This is a genomic window from Motilibacter peucedani (assembly GCF_003634695.1).
Lineage (GTDB): Bacteria > Actinomycetota > Actinomycetes > Motilibacterales > Motilibacteraceae > Motilibacter > Motilibacter peucedani.
The window spans coordinates 238,953-261,020 of record NZ_RBWV01000009.1 but is presented as its reverse complement, the minus strand read 5'-3'; the positions used below and the strand labels follow the sequence as shown (position 1 = coordinate 261,020).

The following is a 22,068-nucleotide window of genomic DNA, read 5'->3' as shown; positions in this document are numbered from 1 at the left end:
CACCACATCTCGTCGGGGCGCGCACCACGTCGACATCGTGGTGCGTACGCCGTCGCCGCGACCACACTCGAGACGGCATCGTCATGTCAGCCGGGGGAACGGCCCGCGGCACCGAACCGGAGGACATGTCATGCCACCGAAGACCACCGCTCGCCGCGCCCGCATCCTGGGCGTCTTCAGCGCCGGCGCCGCAGCAGCGGCCCTCGTCGCCCCCGCCGCCGCCTCGGCGACCACGACCTGCGCGAGCGCCTCGTGCATCGTCAACTTCGAGAGCCAGCGCAGCGGCCTCTCGACGTCGGCGTCGTTCGACACGACGGTGCCGACGAAGGACGCCATCCGCGTCTACAAGGACGGGACGCTGGTCGCCACCGGCGTCAACCCGACCATGCGGCTGCACCACGAGCTCAGCTCGCCCGCGGTGCTCACGCCGAACACCGCCTACACCTGGCACGTGACGGTGACCGACGCGCAGGGCAACACGCAGGAACGGGTCGGCACCACGACCACGAAGCACCGCAACCTGCTCGTCTACGTCCAGACGATCACCGTCACGAAGGACTCCGACTCGGGCAGCGCGGGCGAGTTCCGCACCGACTTCAAGGTGGGACCGACCGCCGTCCACTCGCTGATGGTCCCGACCTCGATCGAGAGCGGCACGACGGTCAACGCGACCCAGTTCATCAGCCTGCCGGACGCGCCGGCCAGCACGGCCGTCAAGACCGAGATGTTCGACACCGACGTCTCGAACCCGCGGCTGCCGTGGATGGACGACTGGACCTACTACGGCAGCCACCCCTTCTGGACGACCGGGTCCTCCTGGGCGGCCGACTGGTCGACCGCGTCGACCACCCTCGACACGCTCACCGAGACCAAGGCGTACGTGCCCTTCCAGGCGCAGGTCGACGGCCCCGTGGGCTTCGTGGTGCGCGGGCAGTACCTGGTCTCCTACAGCTGAGCCCCGGTGCTCCCCGCCGTGCCGGATGCGCCTGAAGACGCGCGCGAGCGCCTGTGGTGCAGCAGAGTGGCGATCATGACCGAGCGCATCCGAGTCGTGATGGCCGAGGACAACCTGCTCGTGCGGGAGGGTGTGCGGGGCATCCTCGCCGCCGAGCCGGGGCTCGAGCTCGTCGCGGTCTGCGCCGATGCGACCGAGCTGAGGTCCGCGGTCGCGGCGCACGACCCCGACGTGGTGGTGACCGACATCCACATGCCGCCGCTGCTCGACGACGACGGGATCGCGGTCGCGCGCGAGCTGCGGCGCGACCGGCCGGGCACCGGTGTCGTCGTCCTCTCCAGCCGCGACGACCCCCAGCACGCCCTGGACCTGCTCCAGGAGGGGGCGGCGGGGCGTGCGTACCTCCTCAAGGAGCGGGTGGCCGAGCCGGGCCAGCTGGTCGCCGCCGTGCAGGAGGTGGCCCGGGGCGGCTCGGTCATCGACCCGCGGGTCGTCGAGTCGCTGCTGGGTGCCGGCAGCCGGCCGCGTACGCCTGCGGGGCCACGGCTGGGCCTGCTCAGCCCCCGTGAGCGCGAGGTCCTCGAGCTGATGGCGACCGGTGCCAACAACGCAGCGATCGCAGCTCGTCTGCACGTCACGGTGCGCGGCGTCGAGCGGCACATCAACGCGCTGTTCGGCAAGCTCGGCCTGGGCGCGGAGCCGGACTACCACTCGCGGGTGCGCGCAGTGCTGCTCTACCTCGCCCAGTCCTGACGGGGCGCTCGAGACCCTTGCGCCGGACGGGTGCTGTCTGCTTACTATGAACGTAGTACCGGCATGGCGCTGGGACGGGTGCGGCGGTCGGGGGCTCGATGGACCGGAGCAGTGAGACGGGCAGTGGTGCGGACGCGGTGCTCGACGCGTCCATGGACGCTGTGGTCACGGTCGACGCGGAGGGCCGCATCCGCTCCTGGAACGCGTCGGCCGCAGTGATGTTCGGCCGTGAGGCGGCGAGCGTCCTGGGGCGCGAGCTCGCCGAGACGGTCGTGCCGCCCGAGCTGCGCGACGCCCACCGGGCCGGCCTGGCCCGCGTGGCCGCCGGTGACCCGGGCCGCTTCGGCAGGCGCATCGAGACGGTCGGGCAGCGCGCCGACGGCACCCGCTTCCCGGTCGAGCTCACGATCTGCCGGGTGGAGCGCGACGGCAGGACCGTCTTCGTCGGCTTCCTGCGCGACATCACCGAGCGCGCCCGCATGCTGGCCGACCTGCGCGAGAGCCGCATGCGCCTGATGCGCGTCTCCGACGACACCCGGCGCCGGCTCGAGCGCGACCTGCACGACGGTGCTCAGCAGCACCTCGTCGCCCTCGCGATCTCGCTGTCCAGCGTCCGGGCGCGCGTGACGCACGACCCCGACGCCGCGGCCGCGATCCTCGACGAGTCGCTCGGGCGGCTGCGTGACGCCATCGACGAGCTGCGCCAGCTCGCACGAGGGGTGCACAGCGGGGTCCTCACCGAGCGCGGACTCGCGGCCGCGGTCGCGCACCTCGCCCGCCGCTCGCCGCTCGAGGTGGTCGTCTCGCTCGACGTCCCCGGGCGGCTCCCGCCGCTGGTCGAGACCTCGGTCTACTTCCTGGTGGCCGAGGCGCTGACGAACGCGACGAAGTACGGCGCCCACCGGGTGGACGTCGCACTCGCCCTGTCGGGCGACGTGCTCGAGGGCACGGTCCGCGACGACGGCCCGGGCGGGGCCGACCCCGCCAAGGGCACCGGTCTGGCCGGCATGAGCGAGCGGCTGCGGGCGCTCGACGGCACGGTGTCGGTCGAGAGCCCGCGGGGTGCCGGGACGGTCGTCCGCATCACCGTGCCCCTGGGCGCACGCTCGGGCGCACCGGCGCTGGCAGGCGCGTGAGCCGGCGCGACCAGGTGCTGGAGGCAGCCATCGGCGTCACGGCGGCAGGCGGCGTACGCGCGCTGACGCACGGCAACGTCGACCGGGCCGGCGGCCTCCCGAACGGCACCACGTCGAACTACTTCCGGTCGAGGACCGCGCTGCTCGTCGGCACCCTCGAGCGGCTGGGGGAGGGGATGGCCGCGGTCATCGGCGACCTGGGGACGGTGACCGTGCGCAACGCGTCCGACGTCGCCCAGGTCCTCGGGGCCAACCTGGGAGCGGCGCTCGGCCCCGGCCGGGTGGCCGCCGGAGCGCTCGCCGCGCTGTTCACCGAAGCGGCCGTCGACCCGTCGCTCCGCGAGGTCGCGGCGCGTACGAACCGGCTCTGGGCGAGCGCCATCGCCGACATGCTCCGAGCGGCCGGCGTCACCGACGACGTCGAGATGAAGGCCCGCTACCTGCTCTCCTACGGCAACGGCCTGGTCGTCGACCAGCTCGCCCTCCACGACGACGACTTCGACCCGGTCGCGGCCATGGCCGCGGCGATGCGAGGCTTCGGCTCGTGAGCGCCGGCATGCCCGATGAAGGCCCGTTCTTCCACGGCACGGTGGCGGACCTGCGCCCCGGCGACCTGCTGACCGCGGGGCGCCGGTCGAACTACCGCCCCGAGGTCGTCATGAACCACGTCTACTTCACCGCACTGGTCGACGGGGCGGGGCTCGCGGCCGAGATCGCCTCCGAGCTCGCGTCCGACCACCCCGCGCCGCGCGTCTACCGCGTGGAGCCGACGGGGCCCTTCGAGGACGACCCCAACGTCACCGACAAGAAGTTCCCCGGCAACCCTCTGCGCTCCTACCGCAGCAGCGATCCCCTGCGCGTGGTCGCCGAGGTGACGGGGTGGACCCGCCTGACGTCCGAGGCGCTGCAGGTGTGGCGCGAGCGCCTGGCGCGCCTGCGCACCGGCCAGGCCGGCGACATCGTCAACTAGCGCCCTGTGTCCGAACGCGCGCGCCGCCGACCTGCGGTCGAGCGGGGCTGCGCTCGGACACGTTCGACCGAACGGGTGACGCCCGTCGGCTCAGATCGCCCTGTGGTTGGGCCGATCAGGTGAGTGCTGGCCCACGGACGGGCCGGGAACAGGTCTTCACGGAGGAAATTCTCATGGCACTGCGCGTCAACACCAACATCGCTGCGATGAACGCCTACCGGAACCTCACGGTGACGGACGGCCAGATGTCGAAGTCGTTGGAGAAGCTGTCGAGCGGATTCCGGATCAACCGGGCCGCGGACGACGCGGCCGGTCTCTCGATCTCAGAGGGGCTCCGGTCGCAGATCGGAGGTCTCAAGGTCGCATCCCGCAACGCCCAGGACGGCGTGTCCGTCGTGCAGATCGCTGAAGGCGCGCTCTCGGAGAGCCACGCCATCCTCCAGCGCATGCGCGACCTGGCCGTGCAGGCGTCCTCGACCGGCTCGCAGGACAGCAGTGCCCGCACCGCCGCCAACACCGAGGTGCAGCAGCTCACGGCCGAGCTGACCCGCATCTCCAGCACCACGAAGTTCGGCTCGCAGCAGCTGCTGAACGGCTCGTTCACCGGGACGTTCCAGGTCGGCGCCAACGCCGGCGAGACCATCGACGTCAACAGCATCGGTGACATGAGCGCCTCCGGCCTCGGCGTCACCGGGCTGGACCTGGTGGGCAGCGCCTCGGCGGCGCTGGCCTCGATCGACACGGCCATCTCGACCGTGTCGAGCACCCGGTCGACGCTCGGTGCGTTCCAGAACCGCTTCGAGCACGCGATCAACAACATCAACGTGTCCGTCGAGAACCTCTCGGCGTCGGAGTCGCGGATCCGCGACACCGACATGGCCGAGGAGATGACCAAGTTCACCAGGAACCAGATCCTCTCCCAGGCCGGCACCTCGATGCTGTCGCAGGCCAACCAGTCCTCCCAGGGAGTGCTGAGCCTGCTCAAGTAGCCCTGCTCCAGCAGCACGGCGACGAAGGGCCCGCAGCGACGACGCTGCGGGCCCTTCGTGCGTCCGGCGCGGGTGCGCAGCCGCACCGGTAGCGTGCCCGGATGGACCTCGACGCCGTGGCCCGCGGCGCGGCCGACGACGCGGGCGGGCTCGACCCGGCGCTGCTCGGCGACTTCCTCCCCACGGTCGTGGGTGCGGCGCAGTCGGGTCGCACGCTGCGGCGCGCCCAGCTCGACCGCTACGGCGAGCGCGGGGCGGAGGCCGCCCGCGCCGGGGTGCCGCTGCGCGCGCTGGTCGACCTCTACCTCTCGGCCAGCTGGCGGCTGTGGGGCGAGCTCGACGTCGTGCAGCAGGGCAGCGCCGAGCAGGTGCGCGCCGCCGGACTGGCGGTGCTGCGGGCCGCCGACGACGGGGTCGCCGCGCTGGCCGAGGGGTTCCAGCTGGCGCGCGCCGACCTCGTGCGCCGTGAGGAGGTCGAGAGGCGCGACGTCTTGGACGAGCTGCTCGCCGGCGGGGCGGCGGCCACGGCCGCACTGCCCCGGGCGGCCGACATCGGGCTGGACCTGACGAGCCCGCACGCGGTGCTGCTCGCCGCTCCATCTGCCCCGGGCGCCGGGTCCGCACAGGCCGCGGGCGCGGTCGTCGGCCGCCTCGAGCGCGCGCTCGCCGGCCGGCTCGGCGACGCCCAGCCCCTGGTCGCCGTGCGCGAGGGCCGGCTGGTCTGCCTGTTCGCCGCACCCGACGAGCGAGCGGTCGAGCAGGTCTCCGACCGGGTCGCCCAGCTGCTCGCCGGACCGGCCGGCCAGCGCTGGCAGCTCGCGGTCGGGCGCGCGCTGGCGGGGGCCGGCGGCGTACGCGTCTCGTTCGACTCCGCCGCCGACGCGCTCGAGCTCGCGGTGCGCCTCGGGCTCGAGCAGCCGGTCGTGCGCCCGGCCGACCTCGCGGTCTACCGCGTGCTGCTGCGCGACCGCGCGGCGATCACCGAGCTGATCGAGACGACGCTCGGCCCGCTGCAGGGCGTACGCGGTGGTGCCGAACTCCTCGAGACGCTGGTCACCTACTACGCCACCGGAGCCGTCGCGACCGAGACCGCGCGCCGGCTCCACCTCTCGGTGCGGGCGGTGACCTACCGGCTGGCCCGCGTGCAGCGGCTGCTGGGCCGCGACCCGGCCGACCCGGAGCACCGGCTGGCTCTGCACGCGGCCTCGCTCGGTGCCCGTCTGCTGGGCTGGCCGCAGGCGCCTCTCGGCGACTAGCGGTTGCCGACGACCGGCAAGAAAAGGCGGGATGTCGTCCGGCAGCAGCCCTGGCTGCGGGGACTCGGCAAGGGGAGGCTTGAGGCACCACCCCCTCACCTCTCGCAGGAGCACCTCGTGGACGTCCCCTTCTGGCTCTGGCTCGTGTTCGGAGGCACGGTGCTGACGGGCCTCGTCGTCGACCTCGTCGCCCACCGCGGCCCGCACGTCATCGGCTTCAAGGAGGCCGCCCGCTGGAGCGCCGTCTGGGTCGGGCTCTCGCTCGCCTTCGCCGTCCTCGTCGCCGTGGTCGTCGGCCCGGGCGCGGGCGTCGACTTCACGACGGCCTGGCTGCTCGAGAAGAGCCTGTCGGTAGACAACCTGTTCGTCTTCGCCCTGGTCTTCGGCTACTTCGCCGTGCCGCGCGCCTACCAGCACCGGGTCCTGTTCTTCGGCGTGCTCGGCGCACTGGTCTTCCGTGGCATCTTCCTGATGCTCGGCGTCGCCGTCGTCGAGAAGTTCACCGCGGTGCTGTTCGTCTTCGCCGCCGTGCTGCTCTACAGCGCGTGGAAGATGCTCAAGGACGACGACGAGGCATTCGACCCCAGCACGAGCCTCGGCGTACGCCTGCTGCGCAAAGTCGTCCCCGTCCGCGAGGACTACGACGGCACCCGCTTCTTCGTGAAGGAGGCCGGCCGCCGGGTCGCCACCCCGCTGCTCGCCGTGGTCGTCGCGATCGAGGCCGCCGACCTGGTCTTCGCCGTCGACAGCGTGCCCGCCGTGCTCGCCGTCAGCGACAACGCATTCATCGTCTACTCGAGCAACGCGTTCGCCATCCTCGGCCTGCGGGCGCTGTACTTCCTGCTGGCCGGCCTGCTCGAGAGGTTCCACCTGCTCTCGAAGGGCCTCTCGCTGATCCTCGCCTTCATCGGCGTCAAGCTGGTGCTCCAGGCACTGCACAAGACGGTCAGCACCTCGGTGCCCGAGATCCCGTCGCTGGTCAGCCTCGGCGTGATCGTGACCGTCCTCACCGCCTCGGTCGTGCTCAGCCTGCGCCGGCCCGAGGAGCCGGCGGTCGAGCATGACGAGCAGGACGAGCCGGCCGCCGTGCGCTAGTCGCTGGGGTCCTGCTCGGGCTCAGGGAGACCTCACGCAGCGGGGTCGCCCGCCGGGCCGTAGGCCAGGTGGACGATCCCGTTGTCGTAGGAGTCGTGCGCCTGCAGCGCGAGCCGGGTGCGCTCGGAGCCCTCGGGCCACAGCCGCAGCCCCCGACCCAGAGCCACGGGGTAGACGAACAGGTGCAGGGTGTCGACCAGCCCGTCAGCCAGCAGGGCGCGCACGAGCGTGGGGCTGCCGGAGACGTAGATCCCGCCCTCGGTCTCGTCCTTCAGCGCCTGGATCCGCGCCGGGTCGTAGGCACCGAGCAGAGTCGACCGCGACCACTCGACGCTCGGCGCCTGCGACCCCACGACGTACTTCGGGGTGTCGTTGAAGAAGGGCGCGCCCGGGTCGTCGGCGGCCGTGCGGCCCGACCAGGCGGGGGCGAACATCTCGAACGTCGTGCGCCCGAGCAGGATCGCGTTCGACGCCGAGGTCACCGCAGCGAGGGTGTCGCCCATCTCCGGGTCGAAGCCGAACTCGAAGGTCCACCGCGGGTCCTCGACGACCCCGTCGAGGCTGATGAACTCGTGCACCGCGATCTCGCCCATGCAGGCCCTCCCACCAGGCAGGCGCTTCCGACCGGCACTCCAGCGAGCGCCTGGCATCATGGTCGGCCTCAGCGCTCGAGGAGGTCGGATGCCACACCTGTCGTTCGGGTGGCACACCGCTCTCGAGATCGCGCTCGTGCTCATCACGCTCAGCCTGGTGCTCATGCTGCCGCGCACCCGCTGGGCGCGCTTCGCCTCGCTCGCGCTGCGCGAGTCGGCGCTGATGGTGACGCTCTACGGCCTCTGGGGCGTGGTCGGCGCCTACACGCTCACCGACCGCGCGGCCGCCATCTCGCGCGGGCAGTCGATCTGGAAGTGGGAGCGCCGGCTGCACGTGCCGGGCGAGGACTGGCTGCAGAGCTACCTGCTCCCCCACCCCCACCTGACGCAGGTCGCCAACGCCTACTACATCTACGGCCACTTCAACGTGCTGATCGCGATGCTGGCGTGGGTCTGGCTGCGCCACCGCGACGCCTACCCGCGCCTGCGGCTGACCATCATCGTGTTCACGCTGATGGCGACGGCCGTGCAGGTCGTGCCCGTCGCGCCGCCGCGGCTGCTGCCCGGGCACCTGGTCGTCGACACCCCGACGCTCTTCGGCCAGTCGGTCTACGACGCCGGCGGGCTCGGCGCCATCAGCCAGCTCGCTGCCATGCCCTCCATCCACGTCGGCTGGTCGGTGCTGTTCGCGGTCACCTTCATCCGCCTCGGCCGCACCTGGCGCCGCTACCTCAGCGTGCTGCACCCGCTGACCATGGCCACGGTCGTGGTCGTGACCGGCAACCACTACTGGGCCGACGGTGCCGTGTCGGTCGTGCTGCTGCTGCTCACCTTCGCGCTGCTGGCCGGCTGGGACGCCCTGCGCCACCGCGTACGCCGTGGTGCGGGCACTGCGCACCGTCCCGACGAGCGCACGCCGGTCGCCGTCGCCTGAGCGGTTCACCCGGACGAGTGGCGGGCTTTCCTCAGCCGCCTGCACGCTCCACCGATGAGAGGAGTGCTGGCCCACGGACGGGCCGGTGAACAACTTTCAAGGAGGAAGTGCCATGGCACTGCGCGTCAACACCAACGTCGCGGCGATGAACGCCTACCGGAACCTCTCGGTCACCGACGGGCAGATGAGCAAGTCGCTGGAGAAGCTGTCGAGCGGCTTCCGCATCAACCGCGCGGCGGACGACGCCGCCGGCCTCTCGATCTCCGAGGGCCTGCGTTCGCAGATCGGTGGCCTCAAGGTCGCCGCCCGCAACACCCAGGACGGCGTCAGCGTCGTCCAGATCGCTGAAGGTGCTCTCTCCGAGAGCCACGCCATCCTCCAGCGCATGCGTGACCTGGCTGTCCAGGCGTCCTCGACCGGCTCGCAGGACTCGAGCGCCCGTACCGCCGCCAACACCGAGGTGACCCAGCTCTCCGCCGAGCTGACCCGCATCGCGGGCACCACCAAGTTCGGCTCGCAGCAGCTGCTCAACGGCTCGTTCTCCGGCACCTTCCAGGTCGGCGCGAACCAGGGCGAGACGATCGACGTCACCGGCGTGGGCGACATGAGCGCCTCCGGCCTCGGCGTCACCGGCGTGGACCTGGTCAACAACGCCTCAGCGGCGCTGGCCTCGATCGACGCCGCGATCTCGACCGTGTCGAGCACTCGTTCGACCCTCGGTGCGTTCCAGAACCGGTTCGAGCACGCGATCAACAACATCAACGTGGCGACGGAGAACCTCTCCGCGTCGGAGTCGCGGATCCGCGACACCGACATGGCCGAGGAGATGACGAAGTTCACCCGCAACCAGATCCTCTCCCAGGCCGGCACCTCGATGCTGTCGCAGGCCAACCAGTCCTCCCAGGGAGTGCTGAGCCTGCTCCGCTAGTAGTGGTCCTCCGCGACGGCGCGGGGACGCACGACTGACACCCGAAGGGCCCGCAGCAGCTGCTGCGGGCCCTTCGCGTCGTTGCCCGGAGCCCGCGCGGGGGCCCGAGACCACCCGTCTGCAGCAGTGCCGGCCTTTCAGACGCCCGGTGGCCGGGTCGATGAGGTGAGGGTCCGGCCCACGGATGGGTCGGAGTAGCTGCATCTCAAGGAGGAAGTGCCATGGCACTGCGCGTCAACACCAACGTCGCGGCGATGAACGCCTACCGGAACCTCTCCGTGACGGACAGCCAGATGGGCAAGTCGCTGGAGAAGCTGTCGAGCGGCTTCCGCATCAACCGCGCCGCGGACGACGCTGCCGGCCTCTCGATCTCCGAGGGCCTGCGTTCGCAGATCGGTGGCCTCAAGGTCGCCGCCCGCAACACCCAGGACGGCGTCAGCGTCGTCCAGATCGCTGAAGGTGCGCTGGGCGAGAGCCACGCGATCCTGCAGCGCATGCGTGACCTGGCTGTGCAGGCGTCCTCGACCGGTTCGCAGGACTCGAGCGCCCGTACCGCCGCCAACACCGAGGTGACCCAGCTCTCCGCGGAGCTGAGCCGCATCTCGAGCACCACCAAGTTCGGCTCGCAGCAGCTGCTCGCGGGCTCGTTCTCGGGCACCTTCCAGGTCGGCGCGAACGCCGGCGAGACGATCGACGTCACCGGTGTCGGTGACATGAGCGCCTCGGGCCTGGGGGTCACGGGGATCGACCTGGTCAACAACGCCTCGGCGGCGCTGGCCTCGATCGACGCCGCGATCTCGACCGTGTCGAGCACCCGTTCCACGCTCGGTGCGTTCCAGAACCGGTTCGAGCACGCGATCAACAACATCAACGTGGCGACGGAGAACCTCTCCGCGTCGGAGTCGCGGATCCGCGACACCGACATGGCCGAGGAGATGACGAAGTTCACCCGCAACCAGATCCTGTCGCAGGCGGGCACGTCGATGCTGTCGCAGGCCAACCAGTCCTCCCAGGGAGTGCTGAGCCTGCTCCGCTAGCTCCGTCGCGCGCTGACCAGGCGCGCTCGTAGCTCGCACCGCTGGGGGTGGGGAGGGGCCGGCACGGACGCCGGTCCCTCCCCACCGCCATCTCAGGCGGCCGGACCCGAACGCGGGCCGGCTGGACCCACAGGGGGAAGGTCATGGTCGAACCGGTCGACCCGGTGGCACGGAGCTCCGGCGCGTACGCCGGTGGCTGGCCGCGCCAGCCCCAGAGCCCGCCGCCGCCCCCGCCCCAGAGCGCGCCGCCCGGCGCCGCTGCGCCCGCGCCGCACGGCTCCCGGGAAGAGCCCTCGCCGGAGCTCGCCCCGGCCTCGCAGCTCGACGTGCAGGTCGTGCGCCGCGACAGCCGTGCGGGTGAGATGGGGATCAACGTCGTCCGGGTGCTAAACCCGCGGACCGGCGAGCCGATCTACCAGTCACCACCCGAAGGCGTGCTCGTCATGCTCGAGTCAGCGCTGTGGCGCCTGCGCAAGAAGGACAGTGATGGCTAGCGGCATCGACGGACTCGTCAGCGGTCTCGACACGACCTCGCTGATCAACTCGCTGATCAGCGCGGAGTCGACGACCCAGAACCAGCTCAAGTCGCGCGTCAGCGACCAGCAGCTGGCGATCTCGAGCTACCGCACCGTCAACACCTCCATGTCGTCGCTCATGACGGCGGCGCAGGCGATGAGCAGCTCCACGGCCCTCGACGTCATGAGCGCCACCTCGAGCAGCACCGACGTCGCCGCCAGCGTGACCAGCTCGGCCAAGGCGGGCACCTTCGACTTCAAGCTGCTCCAGACCGCCAAGAGCGAGGTGCAGCTCTCGGACTCCTTCGGCGGCCTCGGCGACGCGGCCACCACCGGCTCCGCCGTGACCGTGACCGTCGGCGGCAAGGCGATGCCCGACCTCACGCCCAAGGACAGCAGCCTCGGCTCCCTCGTCGACGCCATCAACGGCCGCTCCGACCTCGGGCTGCGCGCCGCCGCGATCTCGATGGGCGACGGCACCTTCCGGCTCCAGGTCTCCAACAGCAAGACCGGCGAGGCCGGCGCCTTCAGCCTCGGCGGCCTCACCTCGGCGATGACCACGACGCAGCCCGGCCAGGACGCGAAGATCGCGCTGGCGGGCGCCTCGACCGCGGTCGTGCGCTCGTCCACCAACACCTTCAGCAACGTGACGCCCGGGCTCACGTTCACGGTGAAGCCCACGGCGGTCGCCAACCAGGACATCTCGCTCTCGGTGTCGCAGGACGCCGACACCGTCACCAGCAACATGCAGAAGCTGGTCGACGCGGCGAACGCGGCGATCTCCACGATCACCGCCCAGACGAAGTACGACGCTGCCAACAACAAGGGGTCACCGCTCAGCGGCGACTTCACCGTGCGCCAGCTCTCGCAGCAGATCACCTCGGCGATCGGGCTGTCCGCCACCGGCGGCATGTCGGCGGCCGACGCGGGCGTCCAGCTCTCGCGCGACGGCAAGCTGACCTTCGACAGCGCCAAGTTCAAGGCGACGCTGGCCAGCAACCCCGACGGGCTCAAGAAGCTCCTCGGCGCCACCGCGACCACCGACAACCCCGCCATCACCTTCTCCTCGGCGACCCAGCGCACCCAGCCGGGCACCTACACCGTGTCCGTCAGCGCGCTGGCCGACAGCTCCACCGGCGCCGGCGTGACCGGCACGATCAGCCCGGTGGGCAAGCCCGCGCTGGGTACCACGGGGGCGGGCAACGTGCTCACCGTCACCGACCTCGACTCCTTCGGCGCCGGCCTGTCGGTCAACGCCACGGCCACCGGCACGGCCACGATCACGGTGAACGCGGGCCTGGCCCAGCGGTTGGCCAACGTGGCGCAGGCGGCGACCGACTCGTCGAACGGATCGCTCACACGAGCGATCAACGGCCGGCAGAGCTCGGTCGATGACCTCAACACGCAGATCGCCAGCTGGGACGTCCGCCTGGCCGACAAGAAGACCTCGCTGCAGAAGCAGTACAGCGCCCTCGAGGTCGCGCTCGGCAAGCTCAAGGACCAGGGCAACTGGCTCGCCGGCCAGCTCGCCGGCCTGGGCTAGTCCAGCCCCTCACCGCACCCGCTCCCCGAACTCCGAAGGACTCCCCGATGTACGCGAACGCGTCCCGCCGCTACGCCGACGACGGCATCCTCCACGCGAGCCCGGCCCGGCTGCTCACCATGCTCTACGACCGGCTCGTGCTCGACCTCACCCGCGGCGAGAACGCGCAGCGCAGCGGCGACCTCGACGTCGCGCACGCCCAGCTCACGCACGCCCAGGACATCATCACCGAGCTGCGGGTCACGCTGAAGCTCGACGTCTGGGAGGGTGCCGCCGGCCTGCACGCGCTGTACGGGTGGTGGCTGACCGAGCTGCTCGGCGCCAACGTGCGCCGCGACCCCGAGCGCACCGCCGCCGTCCGCCGCCAGGTGGAGCCGCTGCGCGACGCGTGGCACGAGGCCGCCAAGGCCGCCGCTCCCGCCCTCGCCAGCGCGTGACCCGCCGTGTCACCGGAGCGGAGCCCCGCCGTCGGGGCTGAGTGGTCGCACGCGTGGAGCGCGGCGCTCGACGACCTCGAGCTCGAGGTCGACCGTGCCGAGGCGATGCTGCGCGCCGACGCGCTGCCCGCTGCCGGGCTGCCCGGTGAGACGACCTGGCGCCCGCCGGCGCTGCCGCCGATCCCGCCCGACATGGTCGAGCGCGCCCGCGGCATCCACGCCCGCCAGCTCGACGTCGCCGCCCGGATGACCCGCCGCCTGGGTGACCTGGGCCGCCAGTCGGCCCTGACCGACCGCATCGAGACCGGGCGCGTGCGCCCCCGCGCCCAGCTGGTGGACCGGGCGTGCTGAGCGTCGTCCTCATCGTGCGCGACGAGGCCGCCGCGCTGCCGGGCGCGCTGCGCTCGCTCGAGCCGCTGCGCGACGCCGGCCTGCTCGACGCCGTGCGCGTGCACGACACCGGCTCGACCGACGCGACCCGCGAGCTCGCCGGCGCCTGGGGCGCGCAGGTCGCCTCCGGCCCGTGGACCGGGGACTTCGCCGCCGCCCGCAACGCCGCGCTCGAGGGCGTCTCCAGCGGCTGGGTGCTCAGCATCGACGCCGACGAGCGCGTCGAGGCCGACGTCGACGCGCTGCGGGCGCTGCTGACGGCGGGGCGCGCCGACGCGTACGCCGTGTCCATCCGCAACGACGCCGACAGCGGCGCCTGGACCCACCGCGCCGAGCGGCTGTTCCGCCCCGCGGTGGCGCGCTGGGAGGGCCGCGTGCACGAGCGGCTGGTGGCGCGTACGGGTGCTGGGCTCCCGGTCGCCGACGTGCCGGCCGGCGTCCTGCACCTCGACCACACCGGCTACGCCACCGGGGAGGTCCGCGCCGCGAAGTCGGTGCGCAACGTCGCCCTGGCCCAGGCCGACCTCGACGCCCTCGCCGCGACCCCCCACCCCGACCCGGCGCGGGTCGCCCAGGTCCTGCTCGACCTCGGCCGCAGCCTGGTCGGCGCCGACCGGCTCCAGGAGGCCGTCGACGCGTTCGAGGCGCTGCGCTCCCTCGCGCCCGGCACGCCGCAGGCGCTCCAGGGCACCGACGCCTTCGCCCGGCTGCTGCTCGGAGCCGGGATGGACTCCGTCGTCCTGCACCTGGTCGGCGAGCTGCGCGCCGGCGGCGCGCCCCGCGCGTACTGCGACTGGCTGGAGGCGCAGGCGCTCGCCCAGCTCGGGCAGGTCGAGCGCGCTCACGACCTGCTCCAGGGCGTCGACGAGGTCGTCGACACCGCCGGCCGCCGCCACCCGCAGGCCCAGCTCGACGAGCTGCGCTCCCTGCTGCGCTCGCTGCGCGCCCGCGTGCCCCAGCCGCGCTGACGCTCGCCCGATCGAGCGAGGTCGAAGGGCTCAAGCCGCGGGTCCCGCGCCCCGACGTTGGTGTGGAGCACGGATTGCTCACTCCACCAGCCAAGGACTCGGCGACCGCTTCCTACCCGGGAGACCTGCGGCCGTGTTTGACGACGTCACGAACGTCACCCTGAAGAGCGCGCTCGACGGGTACGCGATGCGCCAGCGCGCGATCGCGGACAACGTCGCGAACCTCCAGACGCCCCACTTCCTGGCCAACAAGGTCCAGTTCGAGGACGCGCTGCGCTCCGCGGTCCAGTCCGGCGACGCCGGCGCTGCCGCGTCGGTCACCGGTTCGGTCGCCCGCTCGATCGAGCCCACCCGCGAGGACGGCAACAACGTCAACCTCGACGAGGAGACGCTCTCGAGCGCCCAGACCCAGCTGTCCTACTCGCTGATGATGCGCGCGGTCGACGACCAGTTCGGTCTCATCAAGGCCTCGATCGGCGGTGCCGCGTGACCGGGATCTTCAACGCGATCGACTCGGCCGCGAGCGGCGTCACGGTCGACCGCAAGTGGATGGACGCGGTCTCGGACAACATCTCCAACATCAACACCGCACGCCGCACGAGCGAGAACGCCTTCCAGGCGCGGTACGTCGTGGCGCAGGCCGTCGACTACGGCTCCGGCGCGGGTGGTGTGCAGGTGGGCGGCATCGCCCTCGGCGACGCGCAGGGCCGGGTCGTCAGCGACCCGGACAACCCGCTGGCCGACGCGGACGGCAACGTCCGCATGCCCGACATCGACCTCGGCAGCGAGATGACCCAGCTGATCATGGCCCAGCGCGGCTACCAGGCCAACCTCAAGGTCGTCGAGGCCGCCCAGGAGTCCTACCAGGGCGCCATCTCCGTCGGTCGTGGCGTGTGAGCATCGCACCGATCAGCTTCGCCGGCGCGCTCGGCGGGGTCACGAAGGCGGCCGGCGCCGGCGCGGCAGGCGGCGTCGGGGCGGGCTCCGACTCCGGCGCGTCGTTCGGCTCCATCCTCGCCCAGGGCCTGCAGAGCCTGCAGAACGCGCAGACCAAGCAGGACACCCTCGCGGTCCAGGCCGCGACCGGCGACCTCACCAACGTGCACGACTACACCGTCGCCGCCGCCGAGGCCAAGCTCGCCACCTCTCTCACCGTCGCCCTGCGTGACAAGGCTGTCGGTGCCTTCAACGAGATCATGAGGATGCAGGCCTGATGCCGAAGAACCTCAAGCGCATCGCCGACAAGCCGTGGCAGGCGTTCGCTTCCTTCACCCCCGGCCAGAAGGCCGTGACGATGGTGGCCGTCGTCGTGCTGCTGCTCGGCGGCGTCTTCTTCTCGAAGCTGACCGGCGGCACCGCCATGGAGCCGCTCTACGTCAACCTCTCGGCGAAGGACGCGGCCGCGGTCGTCACCCAGCTGCAGAGCTCGGGCGTCGCCTACCAGCTCCAGAACGGCGGCACCACGATCCTGGTGCCCTCCGACCAGGTGTCGGCGCTCAAGCTGCAGATGGCCGGCGCCGGCCTCATCGACGACAGCACCGACAACGGCTACTCCGTGCTCACCGGCATGTCGGTCACCTCCTCGCAGCTCCAGCAGGACGCCGCGCTCAAGCAGGCGACCGAGATCGACGCGGCGAGCACCCTCAAGGCGATCGCCGGGGTGAGCGACGCCCGCGTGACCATCGCGGTGCCCAAGCAGGACGTCTTCTCCGACGACACGCAGAAGCCGACCGCCGCGGTGCTGATGACCATGAAGTCGGGCGCGACGCTGACCAGCTCGCAGGTCAACTCGATCACGCACCTGGTCGCGGCCAGCGTCTCGGGCATGAGCCCCGAGGACGTCACGGTCACCGACGCGGCCACCGGCCGGATGCTGAGCTCGACCTCGGGCAGCGGGGCGGCCAGCGCCGACGAGCGCTCCGCGCAGACGCTCGCCTACCAGGACGAGATGGTCCAGAAGCTGCAGACGCTGCTCGACCCGATCGTCGGGCCCGGCGCCGCGGTCGTCCGGGTCAACGCCGACCTCGACTACGACAACACCAAGACCACGAGCAACACCTACGTCGCGCCGACCGGCACCCCGCTGGCGATCTCCGAGAGCAGCGACGTCGAGAAGTACGCCGGCGACTCCCAGGCCGTCAGCGGCGTCATGGGCCCGGACAACATCGGTGTCAACGGCGCGACGCCGGCACCCGGAGCCACTCCGGGCGCCACGCCCGGCAACGGCTACACCCACGAGAAGTCGGCTCGGGACAACGCGCTCGGCACCGTGCAGGAGGTCAAGGTCAAGGCCCCCGGCGACGTGCGCAAGCTCAGCATCGCCGTCGTGCTGGACGCCTCGGCCGCCAAGTCGGTCAACACCTCGGAGATCCAGTCCCTGGTCACCCAGGCCGCCGGCCTGGACACCAAGCGCGGCGACGCCATCCAGGTCTCGACCATGCAGTTCAACACCTCGGCCGCGACCCAGGCGGCGCAGGCCGCCAAGGCGCAGGCCGCCCTGGCCAGCAAGGGCCAGATGATGAAGTACGCCAAGACCGGCGTCCTCGTCCTCGCCCTGCTGCTCACGCTGCTGATGACCTGGCTGAAGTCGAAGAAGGCACGCACCCGCATGCCGGTCTCGCGCGCCGAGCTCGAGCGGCTCGACGAGCTGGAGCGGCGCAACGCCGAGCTGGAGGCCGAGAAGGCCCAGCTCATGCTGACCGGCGCACCCGGCCAGCTGGCCATCGGCGCGGCCGAGCCCGAGGACGACAACGGCGAGGGGCTCGCCCGGGTCCGGACCGAGATCGGCGAGATGGTCGACAGCCAGCCCGAAGAGGTCGCCCAGCTGCTCCGCGGCTGGCTCGCCGACCGCCGCACCTGACCCCACCCTCCGCCCACGACGTCGTGGTCCCTGGTCGCCCCAGAGCGGCGACCGAGGACCACGACGTCGTGGGGCCCGGGGGCTTGACCGGCACGCCCCGGCTGCCGATGCCCAGGGCATGAGCGCGACGCACGACGCCACGACGACCACGACGGGAGGACTCCGCGGTGCCTGAGATGAACGGTCTGCAGAAGACCGCGATCCTGCTGGTCGGCATGGGCCCCGAGGCCAGCGCCAAGATCCTCTCGAAGATGCGCGAGAACGAGGTCGAGGAGATCACGGCCGAGATCATGCGCATGCGCGACGTCGAGGGCGACGTGGCCAAGGACATCCTCCACGAGTTCCACGGCATCGCGAAGGCGCGCTCGTTCTACGCCCAGGGCGGCTCGAACTTCGCCCGCGAGATGCTCGCCCGCAGCATGGGCGAGGAGAAGGCCACCGAGCTGATGTACCGGCTCTCGGCCGCCGTGGCCGAGCTGCCCTTCCAGTTCCTGCACCGCGCCGACCCGCGCCAGGTCCTCTCGTTCCTCCACGACGAGCACCCGCAGACCATCGCCCTCGTCCTGGCGCACATCAGCGCCGACCAGGCCTCGGTGATCCTGAGCGGGCTCTCGCCCGACATGCAGGCCGACGTCGCCCACCGCATCGCGGTCATGGACCGCACCTCGCCCGAGGTCGTCCGCGCGGTCGAGAACATGCTCGAGCGCAAGCTCTCGTCGGTGCTGCAGCCGGCGGAGATGACCGCGGTCGGAGGCCTCCAGCCGCTGGTCGACATCATCAGCCGCTCCGACCGCTCGACCGAGCGCATGATCCTCGAAGGTCTCGAGGGCCTCGACCGCGAGCTGGCCGAAGAGGTCCGCAGCAAGATGTTCATGTTCGAGGACATCGTGACCATCGACGACAAGTCGATCCAGCTCGTGCTGCGCGAGGTCGAGACCGGCGACCTCGCCGTCGCGCTGAAGGGCGTCCGCGAGGACGTCTCCCACAAGATCATGAAGAACCTGTCGGAGCGCGCGGCCGAGAACCTCGCCGACGAGGTCGAGATGCTCGGCCCGGTGCGCCTCAAGCAGGTCGAGGAGTCGCAGGCCAAGGTCGTGCAGGCGATCCGCAAGCTCGAGGAGAGCGGCCAGCTGGTCATCCGCCGGCCCGGTGGGGGAGGCGACGATGAGTTCATCGACTGAGTTCCTCCCCGGCGTCGAGCGGCGCCCCGCCTTCGACCCCGCGCCCGCCGTGCGCGCCGCGCAGATCGACCAGCGCCTCGCCGCCGCGACCGTCTCGCCCGAGAAGGTCCGCGAGCAGGCGCAGGCCGAGGGGTTCTCGGTCGGCTGGGCCGCCGGCCACCGTGCCGCCGCTGCTGCCGTCGCAGACCAGACCGCGACGCTCATCGCCCAGGAGCAGGCGCGCTACCAGGCCAAGGCCGCGCGCCTCGACGCCGCGCTCGCGGTGCTGGAGCAGGCCGCCGCCGACCTCGCCCGCCGGTCGGCACCGCAGGTCGACGCGGCGTGCGAGCTGATCGCGACCACCGCGTACGACGTCGCCGAGGCGCTCGTCGCCCACGACCTGCGCACCACCCGCACGCCGGGCATGGACGCGGTGCAGCGCGCGCTCGCCGCGGCGCCCGCCGAGGTGTCGCAGGTGCTGGTGCGCCTCAACCCCGACGACGCCGCCACGCTGCACGGGCTCTCGCAGGACGGGCTGCCCGTGGGCACGCACGTCGTCACGCTGGTCGCCGACCCGTCGCTCAGGTCGGGCGACTCGGTCGCCGAGTGTGGAGCAACGACGTTGGACGCGCGGATCGCCCCCGCGCTCGCCCGGGTGAAGGAGATCTTGTCGCCGTGAGCGTGCTGTCGGCCCCTCCGCTGCTGCAGGCGCTGCTCGCCGAGGCGGTCGGGGCCGCGGCTCCGGTCCGCAGCGGCCGGGTCTCGCGCGTCGTCGGCCTGGAGGTCGCGGTGTCCGGCGTCGACGCCGCGGTCGGCGAGGTCGTGTCGATCACCGTCCCCGGCACGCCCGAGCCGCTGCTGGCCGAGGTTGTCGCCCTGGGCGAGCAGTCGCTCTCGTGCACGCCGCTCGGCGAGATGGCCGGCGTACGCGTCGGCTCCCCGGTCGTCGCCCTCGGCGGCGCGCTCCAGGTGCCGGTCGGCCCCCAGCTCCTCGGCCGCGTGCTCGACGGGCTCGGCCGCCCGATGGACGGCGGGCCGGAGCTCGTCGGCGTGCCGTACGCGCCGGTCGCCGGCAGCGCGCCGCACCCCCTGCGCCGTGGCCGGGTCGACGCCTCGCTCTCGCTCGGCGTGCGCGCCATCGACACCCTGACGCCCATCGGGCGCGGGCAGCGCATGGGCATCTTCGCCGGCTCCGGCGTCGGCAAGTCGACGCTGCTCTCGATGATCGCGCGCGGCACCGAGGCGCAGGTCAGCGTCGTCTGCCTCGTCGGCGAGCGCGGCCGGGAGGTGAGGGAGTTCCTCGAGAACGACCTGGGCCCCGAGGGCCTGGCCCGCTCGGTGGTCGTCATCGCCACGAGCGACGAGCCGCCCATGGTGCGCCTGCGCGCCGCCTTCACGGCTACGCGCATCGCCGAGTCGTTCCGCGACGCCGGCGCCGACGTCGTGCTCATGATGGACTCGCTCACCCGCGTGGCGATGGCCCAGCGCGAGGTCGGCCTGTCGGCCGGCGAGCCGCCCACGACCAAGGGCTACCCGCCGAGCACCTTCGCCCTGCTGCCCAAGCTGCTCGAGCGCGCCGGGCCGGGCGAGGCCGGCAGCATCACCGGGCTCTACACCGTGCTCGTCGACGGCGACGACCACAACGAGCCCATCGCCGACGCGGCCCGCTCGATCCTCGACGGCCACCTCGTGCTGACCCGCAAGCTGGCCACTGCAGGCCACTTCCCCTCGATCGACGTGCTGGAGTCGATCTCCCGCGTCGCAGGCGCCGTCACCAACCCGGGCCAGAAGCTCGCGGCCGGCGAGATGCGCCGGCTGCTGGCCGCCCACCGCGACGCCAAGGACCTCATCGACATCGGCGCCTACTCGCCGGGCAGCAACCCCGAGGTCGACCGCGCCGTCGCGCTGCTGCCTCAGCTGCTCGGCTTCCTCCAGCAGGAGGTCTCCGACGTCACCCCCGCCGCCGAGGCGTGGGACCGGCTCCAGACGCTGATCGCGGGAGGCTGACGTGGCCCGCCGTTCCCCGCTCGCGACGCTGCTCCGCGTACGCCGCATCCAGGAGGACATCGCCCGCGCCGAGGTCGTCACGGCCCGGGCGCTCGCCGTGCTCGCCGAGGAGAACGCCGCCGCGCGCGAGGCCGCCGCCACCCGGTCCGGCCCGGTCGACGGCGACCCGCGCACGTTCGTCGCCAGCCTGGTGGCCGGACGGTCGTACGCTGCGGACGCCTTCGCCGCCCGCCGCCGCGCCGTCGAGGCGCGCGCCACCGTCGACACCCGCCTCGCCGTCTGGTCGGAGGCCGCCGGCCGGGCCGAGGGCGTGGACCGGGTCGTCACGCGCCACGAGACAGAGGCCCGCGCCGCGGAGGAGGCCGCCGACGCCGCCGAGCGCGACGACCTCGCCTCGGTCGCGCGCCGCCGCCGCGCCGCAGCAGAGCAGGACCCGTCGTGAGCGTCGCTGCCGCTGCGCCCTCGGGCATGACCGACGTGCAGGCCCGCATCGCGGCCATCCAGGCCCGCATCGGCACGCTGGCCGCCGGCGGCAACGTCGCGAAGCCGCTCTCGGGCTCGCTGGGCCTCACCGCGTCGGCCGCCACCGGCAGCTTCTCCGACAGCCTGGCCTCCGCGCTCGGCTCCTCCGACCCGTCGTCGGACGGGTCGGAGGGCTCCGACGGCGTGCTCGGGCTCGGCAGCAGCAGCGCCCTCGGCGTCGGCGCCCTCGGCTCGACCGCCGGAGTCAGCGGCACCGCGTCGGCGACCGGCGCGGGCTCGACCGGCTCGGTCGCTGTCTCGCTGGCCAAGGACTACCTCGGCATCCCCTACCTGTGGGGCGGCACCGACCCCGCCAAGGGGCTCGACTGCTCCGGGCTCACCAAGCTCGTCTACGGCAAGCTCGGCGTCACCCTGCCGCGCGTCAGCGCCGACCAGTCGAAGGTGGGGGAGAAGATCCCCTCGCTGGCGCAGGCCCAGCCGGGCGACCTGCTCTTCTTCCACTCGCCGGTGACCCACGTGGCGATCTACGCCGGCGGCGGCAAGATGGTCGAGGCGCCGCACACCGGCGCCAAGGTGCGCGTCTCCGACGTGTGGGCGACGCCGTCGGTGATCCGGCGGGTGCTGCCCTCGGGTCCCTCGGCCACGGCGGCGACCGGCGCGGCGGGTGCACTGACCGGCACGCCGTACTCCGCGCTGTTCCAGTCGGAGGGCGCCCGCGCCGGCGTCTCACCGGCGCTGCTCGCCGCGGTGGCCAAGACGGAGTCCGGCTTCCGCAGCGACGCGACGAGCCCGGCGGGGGCCGTGGGGCTCATGCAGCTCATGCCGTCCACGGCCGCCGGGCTCGGGGTCGACCCGAGCGACCCGCGCCAGGCCGTACGCGGTGCTGCGACGCTGCTCGCCGGTTATCTCAAGGACTACTCCGGAGACGTCGACACCGCTCTTGCGGCGTACAACGCAGGACCTGCGGCTGTGCGCTCGTACGGCGGCGTCCCGCCGTACGGAGAGACGAAGGCATACGTCGCCAGAGTGCGCGCTGCCATGCAGGAGGTTTCCACGTGA

Annotated in this window: 26 protein-coding genes; 25 read left to right on the top strand and 1 reads right to left on the bottom strand. The window is 72.4% G+C overall.

The window, feature by feature from the left end:
• Nucleotides 1-130: 130 nt before the first annotated feature.
• From CLV35_RS02790 to CLV35_RS02755, 8 genes are all read left to right on the top strand, one after another.
• The gene (locus tag CLV35_RS02790; protein ID WP_121191879.1) at nucleotides 131-955 is read left to right on the top strand and encodes a hypothetical protein; all 825 of its coding nucleotides are present in this window, start codon (nucleotides 131-133) and stop codon (nucleotides 953-955) included.
• Nucleotides 956-1,030: 75 nt separating this feature from the next.
• Complete coding sequence (locus CLV35_RS02785) at nucleotides 1,031-1,708, top strand: response regulator transcription factor (RefSeq protein ID WP_121192321.1); 678 nt, start codon at nucleotides 1,031-1,033, stop codon at nucleotides 1,706-1,708.
• A gap of 98 nt (nucleotides 1,709-1,806) precedes the next feature.
• Entirely contained in the window at nucleotides 1,807-2,844 is a 1,038-nt protein-coding gene (locus CLV35_RS02780) for a PAS domain-containing sensor histidine kinase (RefSeq protein ID WP_121191878.1), read from the top strand.
• Entirely contained in the window at nucleotides 2,841-3,392 is a 552-nt protein-coding gene (locus tag CLV35_RS02775; RefSeq protein WP_121191877.1) for a TetR/AcrR family transcriptional regulator, read from the top strand. The genes CLV35_RS02780 and CLV35_RS02775 overlap by 4 nt, the downstream gene beginning before the upstream one ends.
• Nucleotides 3,393-3,400: 8 nt before the next feature.
• Nucleotides 3,401-3,814, top strand: a complete 414-nt coding sequence (arr, locus tag CLV35_RS02770; RefSeq protein WP_121192319.1) for an NAD(+)--rifampin ADP-ribosyltransferase — start codon at nucleotides 3,401-3,403, stop codon at nucleotides 3,812-3,814.
• Between the two features lie 173 nt (nucleotides 3,815-3,987).
• Nucleotides 3,988-4,803 carry a flagellin N-terminal helical domain-containing protein gene (locus tag CLV35_RS02765; protein ID WP_121191876.1) on the top strand — a complete coding sequence of 272 codons (816 nt, stop codon included), beginning with the start codon at nucleotides 3,988-3,990 and terminating at the stop codon, nucleotides 4,801-4,803.
• A gap of 101 nt (nucleotides 4,804-4,904) precedes the next feature.
• A complete protein-coding gene (locus CLV35_RS02760; RefSeq protein WP_121191875.1) occupies nucleotides 4,905-6,059 on the top strand; it encodes a PucR family transcriptional regulator in 1,155 nt (384 codons plus the stop codon).
• Nucleotides 6,060-6,176: 117 nt separating this feature from the next.
• Nucleotides 6,177-7,154 carry a TerC family protein gene (locus CLV35_RS02755; protein ID WP_121191874.1) on the top strand — a complete coding sequence of 326 codons (978 nt, stop codon included), beginning with the start codon at nucleotides 6,177-6,179 and terminating at the stop codon, nucleotides 7,152-7,154.
• 32 nt (nucleotides 7,155-7,186) lie between these two features.
• Here CLV35_RS02755 and CLV35_RS02750 read toward each other — a convergent pair whose 3' ends face one another.
• Nucleotides 7,187-7,747, bottom strand: a complete 561-nt coding sequence (locus CLV35_RS02750) for a dihydrofolate reductase family protein (RefSeq protein WP_121192318.1) — start codon at nucleotides 7,745-7,747, stop codon at nucleotides 7,187-7,189.
• 88 nt (nucleotides 7,748-7,835) lie between these two features.
• Here CLV35_RS02750 and CLV35_RS02745 point away from each other — a divergent pair, with 88 nt between their 5' ends.
• From CLV35_RS02745 to CLV35_RS02665, 17 genes are all read left to right on the top strand, one after another.
• A complete protein-coding gene (locus CLV35_RS02745; protein WP_183061627.1) occupies nucleotides 7,836-8,681 on the top strand; it encodes a phosphatase PAP2 family protein in 846 nt (281 codons plus the stop codon).
• 112 nt (nucleotides 8,682-8,793) lie between these two features.
• Nucleotides 8,794-9,609 carry a flagellin N-terminal helical domain-containing protein gene (locus tag CLV35_RS02740; protein ID WP_121191872.1) on the top strand — a complete coding sequence of 272 codons (816 nt, stop codon included), beginning with the start codon at nucleotides 8,794-8,796 and terminating at the stop codon, nucleotides 9,607-9,609.
• Between the two features lie 221 nt (nucleotides 9,610-9,830).
• Entirely contained in the window at nucleotides 9,831-10,646 is an 816-nt protein-coding gene (locus CLV35_RS02735; RefSeq protein WP_183061625.1) for a flagellin N-terminal helical domain-containing protein, read from the top strand.
• A gap of 143 nt (nucleotides 10,647-10,789) precedes the next feature.
• Nucleotides 10,790-11,140 carry a hypothetical protein gene (locus CLV35_RS02730; RefSeq protein WP_121191871.1) on the top strand — a complete coding sequence of 117 codons (351 nt, stop codon included), beginning with the start codon at nucleotides 10,790-10,792 and terminating at the stop codon, nucleotides 11,138-11,140.
• Nucleotides 11,133-12,704 (top strand): flagellar filament capping protein FliD, encoded by a 1,572-nt coding sequence (fliD, locus tag CLV35_RS02725; RefSeq protein WP_121191870.1) that lies wholly within the window; start codon nucleotides 11,133-11,135, stop codon nucleotides 12,702-12,704. Before CLV35_RS02730 ends, fliD begins: the two co-directional genes overlap by 8 nt.
• Nucleotides 12,705-12,751: 47 nt before the next feature.
• Nucleotides 12,752-13,141, top strand: coding sequence for a flagellar export chaperone FliS (fliS, locus tag CLV35_RS02720; RefSeq protein WP_121191869.1), 390 nt, complete (start codon nucleotides 12,752-12,754; stop codon nucleotides 13,139-13,141).
• A 6-nt stretch (nucleotides 13,142-13,147) separates the two neighbouring features.
• Nucleotides 13,148-13,492, top strand: coding sequence for a hypothetical protein (locus tag CLV35_RS02715; RefSeq protein WP_121191868.1), 345 nt, complete (start codon nucleotides 13,148-13,150; stop codon nucleotides 13,490-13,492).
• Nucleotides 13,486-14,499, top strand: coding sequence for a glycosyltransferase family 2 protein (locus tag CLV35_RS02710; protein ID WP_121191867.1), 1,014 nt, complete (start codon nucleotides 13,486-13,488; stop codon nucleotides 14,497-14,499). The genes CLV35_RS02715 and CLV35_RS02710 overlap by 7 nt, the downstream gene beginning before the upstream one ends.
• 133 nt (nucleotides 14,500-14,632) lie before the next feature.
• A complete protein-coding gene (flgB, locus tag CLV35_RS02705; protein WP_121191866.1) occupies nucleotides 14,633-14,989 on the top strand; it encodes a flagellar basal body rod protein FlgB in 357 nt (118 codons plus the stop codon).
• Between the two features lie 59 nt (nucleotides 14,990-15,048).
• Nucleotides 15,049-15,396 carry a flagellar basal body rod protein FlgC gene (locus CLV35_RS02700; protein WP_121192315.1) on the top strand — a complete coding sequence of 116 codons (348 nt, stop codon included), beginning with the start codon at nucleotides 15,049-15,051 and terminating at the stop codon, nucleotides 15,394-15,396.
• Nucleotides 15,393-15,713, top strand: coding sequence for a flagellar hook-basal body complex protein FliE (gene fliE, locus CLV35_RS02695; protein WP_231121403.1), 321 nt, complete (start codon nucleotides 15,393-15,395; stop codon nucleotides 15,711-15,713). The genes CLV35_RS02700 and fliE overlap by 4 nt, the downstream gene beginning before the upstream one ends.
• Nucleotides 15,713-17,359 (top strand): flagellar basal-body MS-ring/collar protein FliF, encoded by a 1,647-nt coding sequence (gene fliF, locus CLV35_RS02690; protein WP_121191865.1) that lies wholly within the window; start codon nucleotides 15,713-15,715, stop codon nucleotides 17,357-17,359. Before fliE ends, fliF begins: the two co-directional genes overlap by 1 nt.
• A 176-nt stretch (nucleotides 17,360-17,535) precedes the next feature.
• Complete coding sequence (fliG, locus tag CLV35_RS02685) at nucleotides 17,536-18,540, top strand: flagellar motor switch protein FliG (protein WP_121191864.1); 1,005 nt, start codon at nucleotides 17,536-17,538, stop codon at nucleotides 18,538-18,540.
• Complete coding sequence (locus CLV35_RS02680; RefSeq protein WP_147431852.1) at nucleotides 18,524-19,198, top strand: FliH/SctL family protein; 675 nt, start codon at nucleotides 18,524-18,526, stop codon at nucleotides 19,196-19,198. The genes fliG and CLV35_RS02680 overlap by 17 nt, the downstream gene beginning before the upstream one ends.
• Nucleotides 19,195-20,526, top strand: a complete 1,332-nt coding sequence (locus CLV35_RS02675; protein ID WP_231121401.1) for a FliI/YscN family ATPase — start codon at nucleotides 19,195-19,197, stop codon at nucleotides 20,524-20,526. Before CLV35_RS02680 ends, CLV35_RS02675 begins: the two co-directional genes overlap by 4 nt.
• Nucleotide 20,527: 1 nt before the next feature.
• Nucleotides 20,528-20,968, top strand: coding sequence for a hypothetical protein (locus CLV35_RS02670; RefSeq protein ID WP_121191862.1), 441 nt, complete (start codon nucleotides 20,528-20,530; stop codon nucleotides 20,966-20,968).
• Nucleotides 20,965-22,068, top strand: coding sequence for a transglycosylase SLT domain-containing protein (locus CLV35_RS02665; protein ID WP_231121399.1), 1,104 nt, complete (start codon nucleotides 20,965-20,967; stop codon nucleotides 22,066-22,068). The genes CLV35_RS02670 and CLV35_RS02665 overlap by 4 nt, the downstream gene beginning before the upstream one ends.

What these genes read in the sequence shown, in the direction of transcription:
- CLV35_RS02750 (WP_121192318.1), bottom strand. Translation starts at nt 7,747, where the DNA reads ATGGGCGAGATCGCGGTGCACGAGTTCATCAGCCTCGACGGGGTCGTC.
- CLV35_RS02745 (WP_183061627.1), top strand. Translation starts at nt 7,836, where the DNA reads ATGCCACACCTGTCGTTCGGGTGGCACACCGCTCTCGAGATCGCGCTC.
- CLV35_RS02785 (WP_121192321.1), top strand. Translation starts at nt 1,031, where the DNA reads ATGACCGAGCGCATCCGAGTCGTGATGGCCGAGGACAACCTGCTCGTG.
- CLV35_RS02735 (WP_183061625.1), top strand. Translation starts at nt 9,831, where the DNA reads ATGGCACTGCGCGTCAACACCAACGTCGCGGCGATGAACGCCTACCGG.
- CLV35_RS02740 (WP_121191872.1), top strand. Translation starts at nt 8,794, where the DNA reads ATGGCACTGCGCGTCAACACCAACGTCGCGGCGATGAACGCCTACCGG.
- CLV35_RS02680 (WP_147431852.1), top strand. Translation starts at nt 18,524, where the DNA reads ATGAGTTCATCGACTGAGTTCCTCCCCGGCGTCGAGCGGCGCCCCGCC.
- CLV35_RS02760 (WP_121191875.1), top strand. Translation starts at nt 4,905, where the DNA reads ATGGACCTCGACGCCGTGGCCCGCGGCGCGGCCGACGACGCGGGCGGG.
- CLV35_RS02730 (WP_121191871.1), top strand. Translation starts at nt 10,790, where the DNA reads ATGGTCGAACCGGTCGACCCGGTGGCACGGAGCTCCGGCGCGTACGCC.
- CLV35_RS02790 (WP_121191879.1), top strand. Translation starts at nt 131, where the DNA reads ATGCCACCGAAGACCACCGCTCGCCGCGCCCGCATCCTGGGCGTCTTC.
- fliF (WP_121191865.1), top strand. Translation starts at nt 15,713, where the DNA reads ATGCCGAAGAACCTCAAGCGCATCGCCGACAAGCCGTGGCAGGCGTTC.
- CLV35_RS02780 (WP_121191878.1), top strand. Translation starts at nt 1,807, where the DNA reads ATGGACCGGAGCAGTGAGACGGGCAGTGGTGCGGACGCGGTGCTCGAC.
- fliG (WP_121191864.1), top strand. Translation starts at nt 17,536, where the DNA reads ATGAACGGTCTGCAGAAGACCGCGATCCTGCTGGTCGGCATGGGCCCC.
- arr (WP_121192319.1), top strand. Translation starts at nt 3,401, where the DNA reads ATGCCCGATGAAGGCCCGTTCTTCCACGGCACGGTGGCGGACCTGCGC.
- fliS (WP_121191869.1), top strand. Translation starts at nt 12,752, where the DNA reads ATGTACGCGAACGCGTCCCGCCGCTACGCCGACGACGGCATCCTCCAC.
- fliD (WP_121191870.1), top strand. Translation starts at nt 11,133, where the DNA reads ATGGCTAGCGGCATCGACGGACTCGTCAGCGGTCTCGACACGACCTCG.
- CLV35_RS02700 (WP_121192315.1), top strand. Translation starts at nt 15,049, where the DNA reads ATGGACGCGGTCTCGGACAACATCTCCAACATCAACACCGCACGCCGC.
- CLV35_RS02765 (WP_121191876.1), top strand. Translation starts at nt 3,988, where the DNA reads ATGGCACTGCGCGTCAACACCAACATCGCTGCGATGAACGCCTACCGG.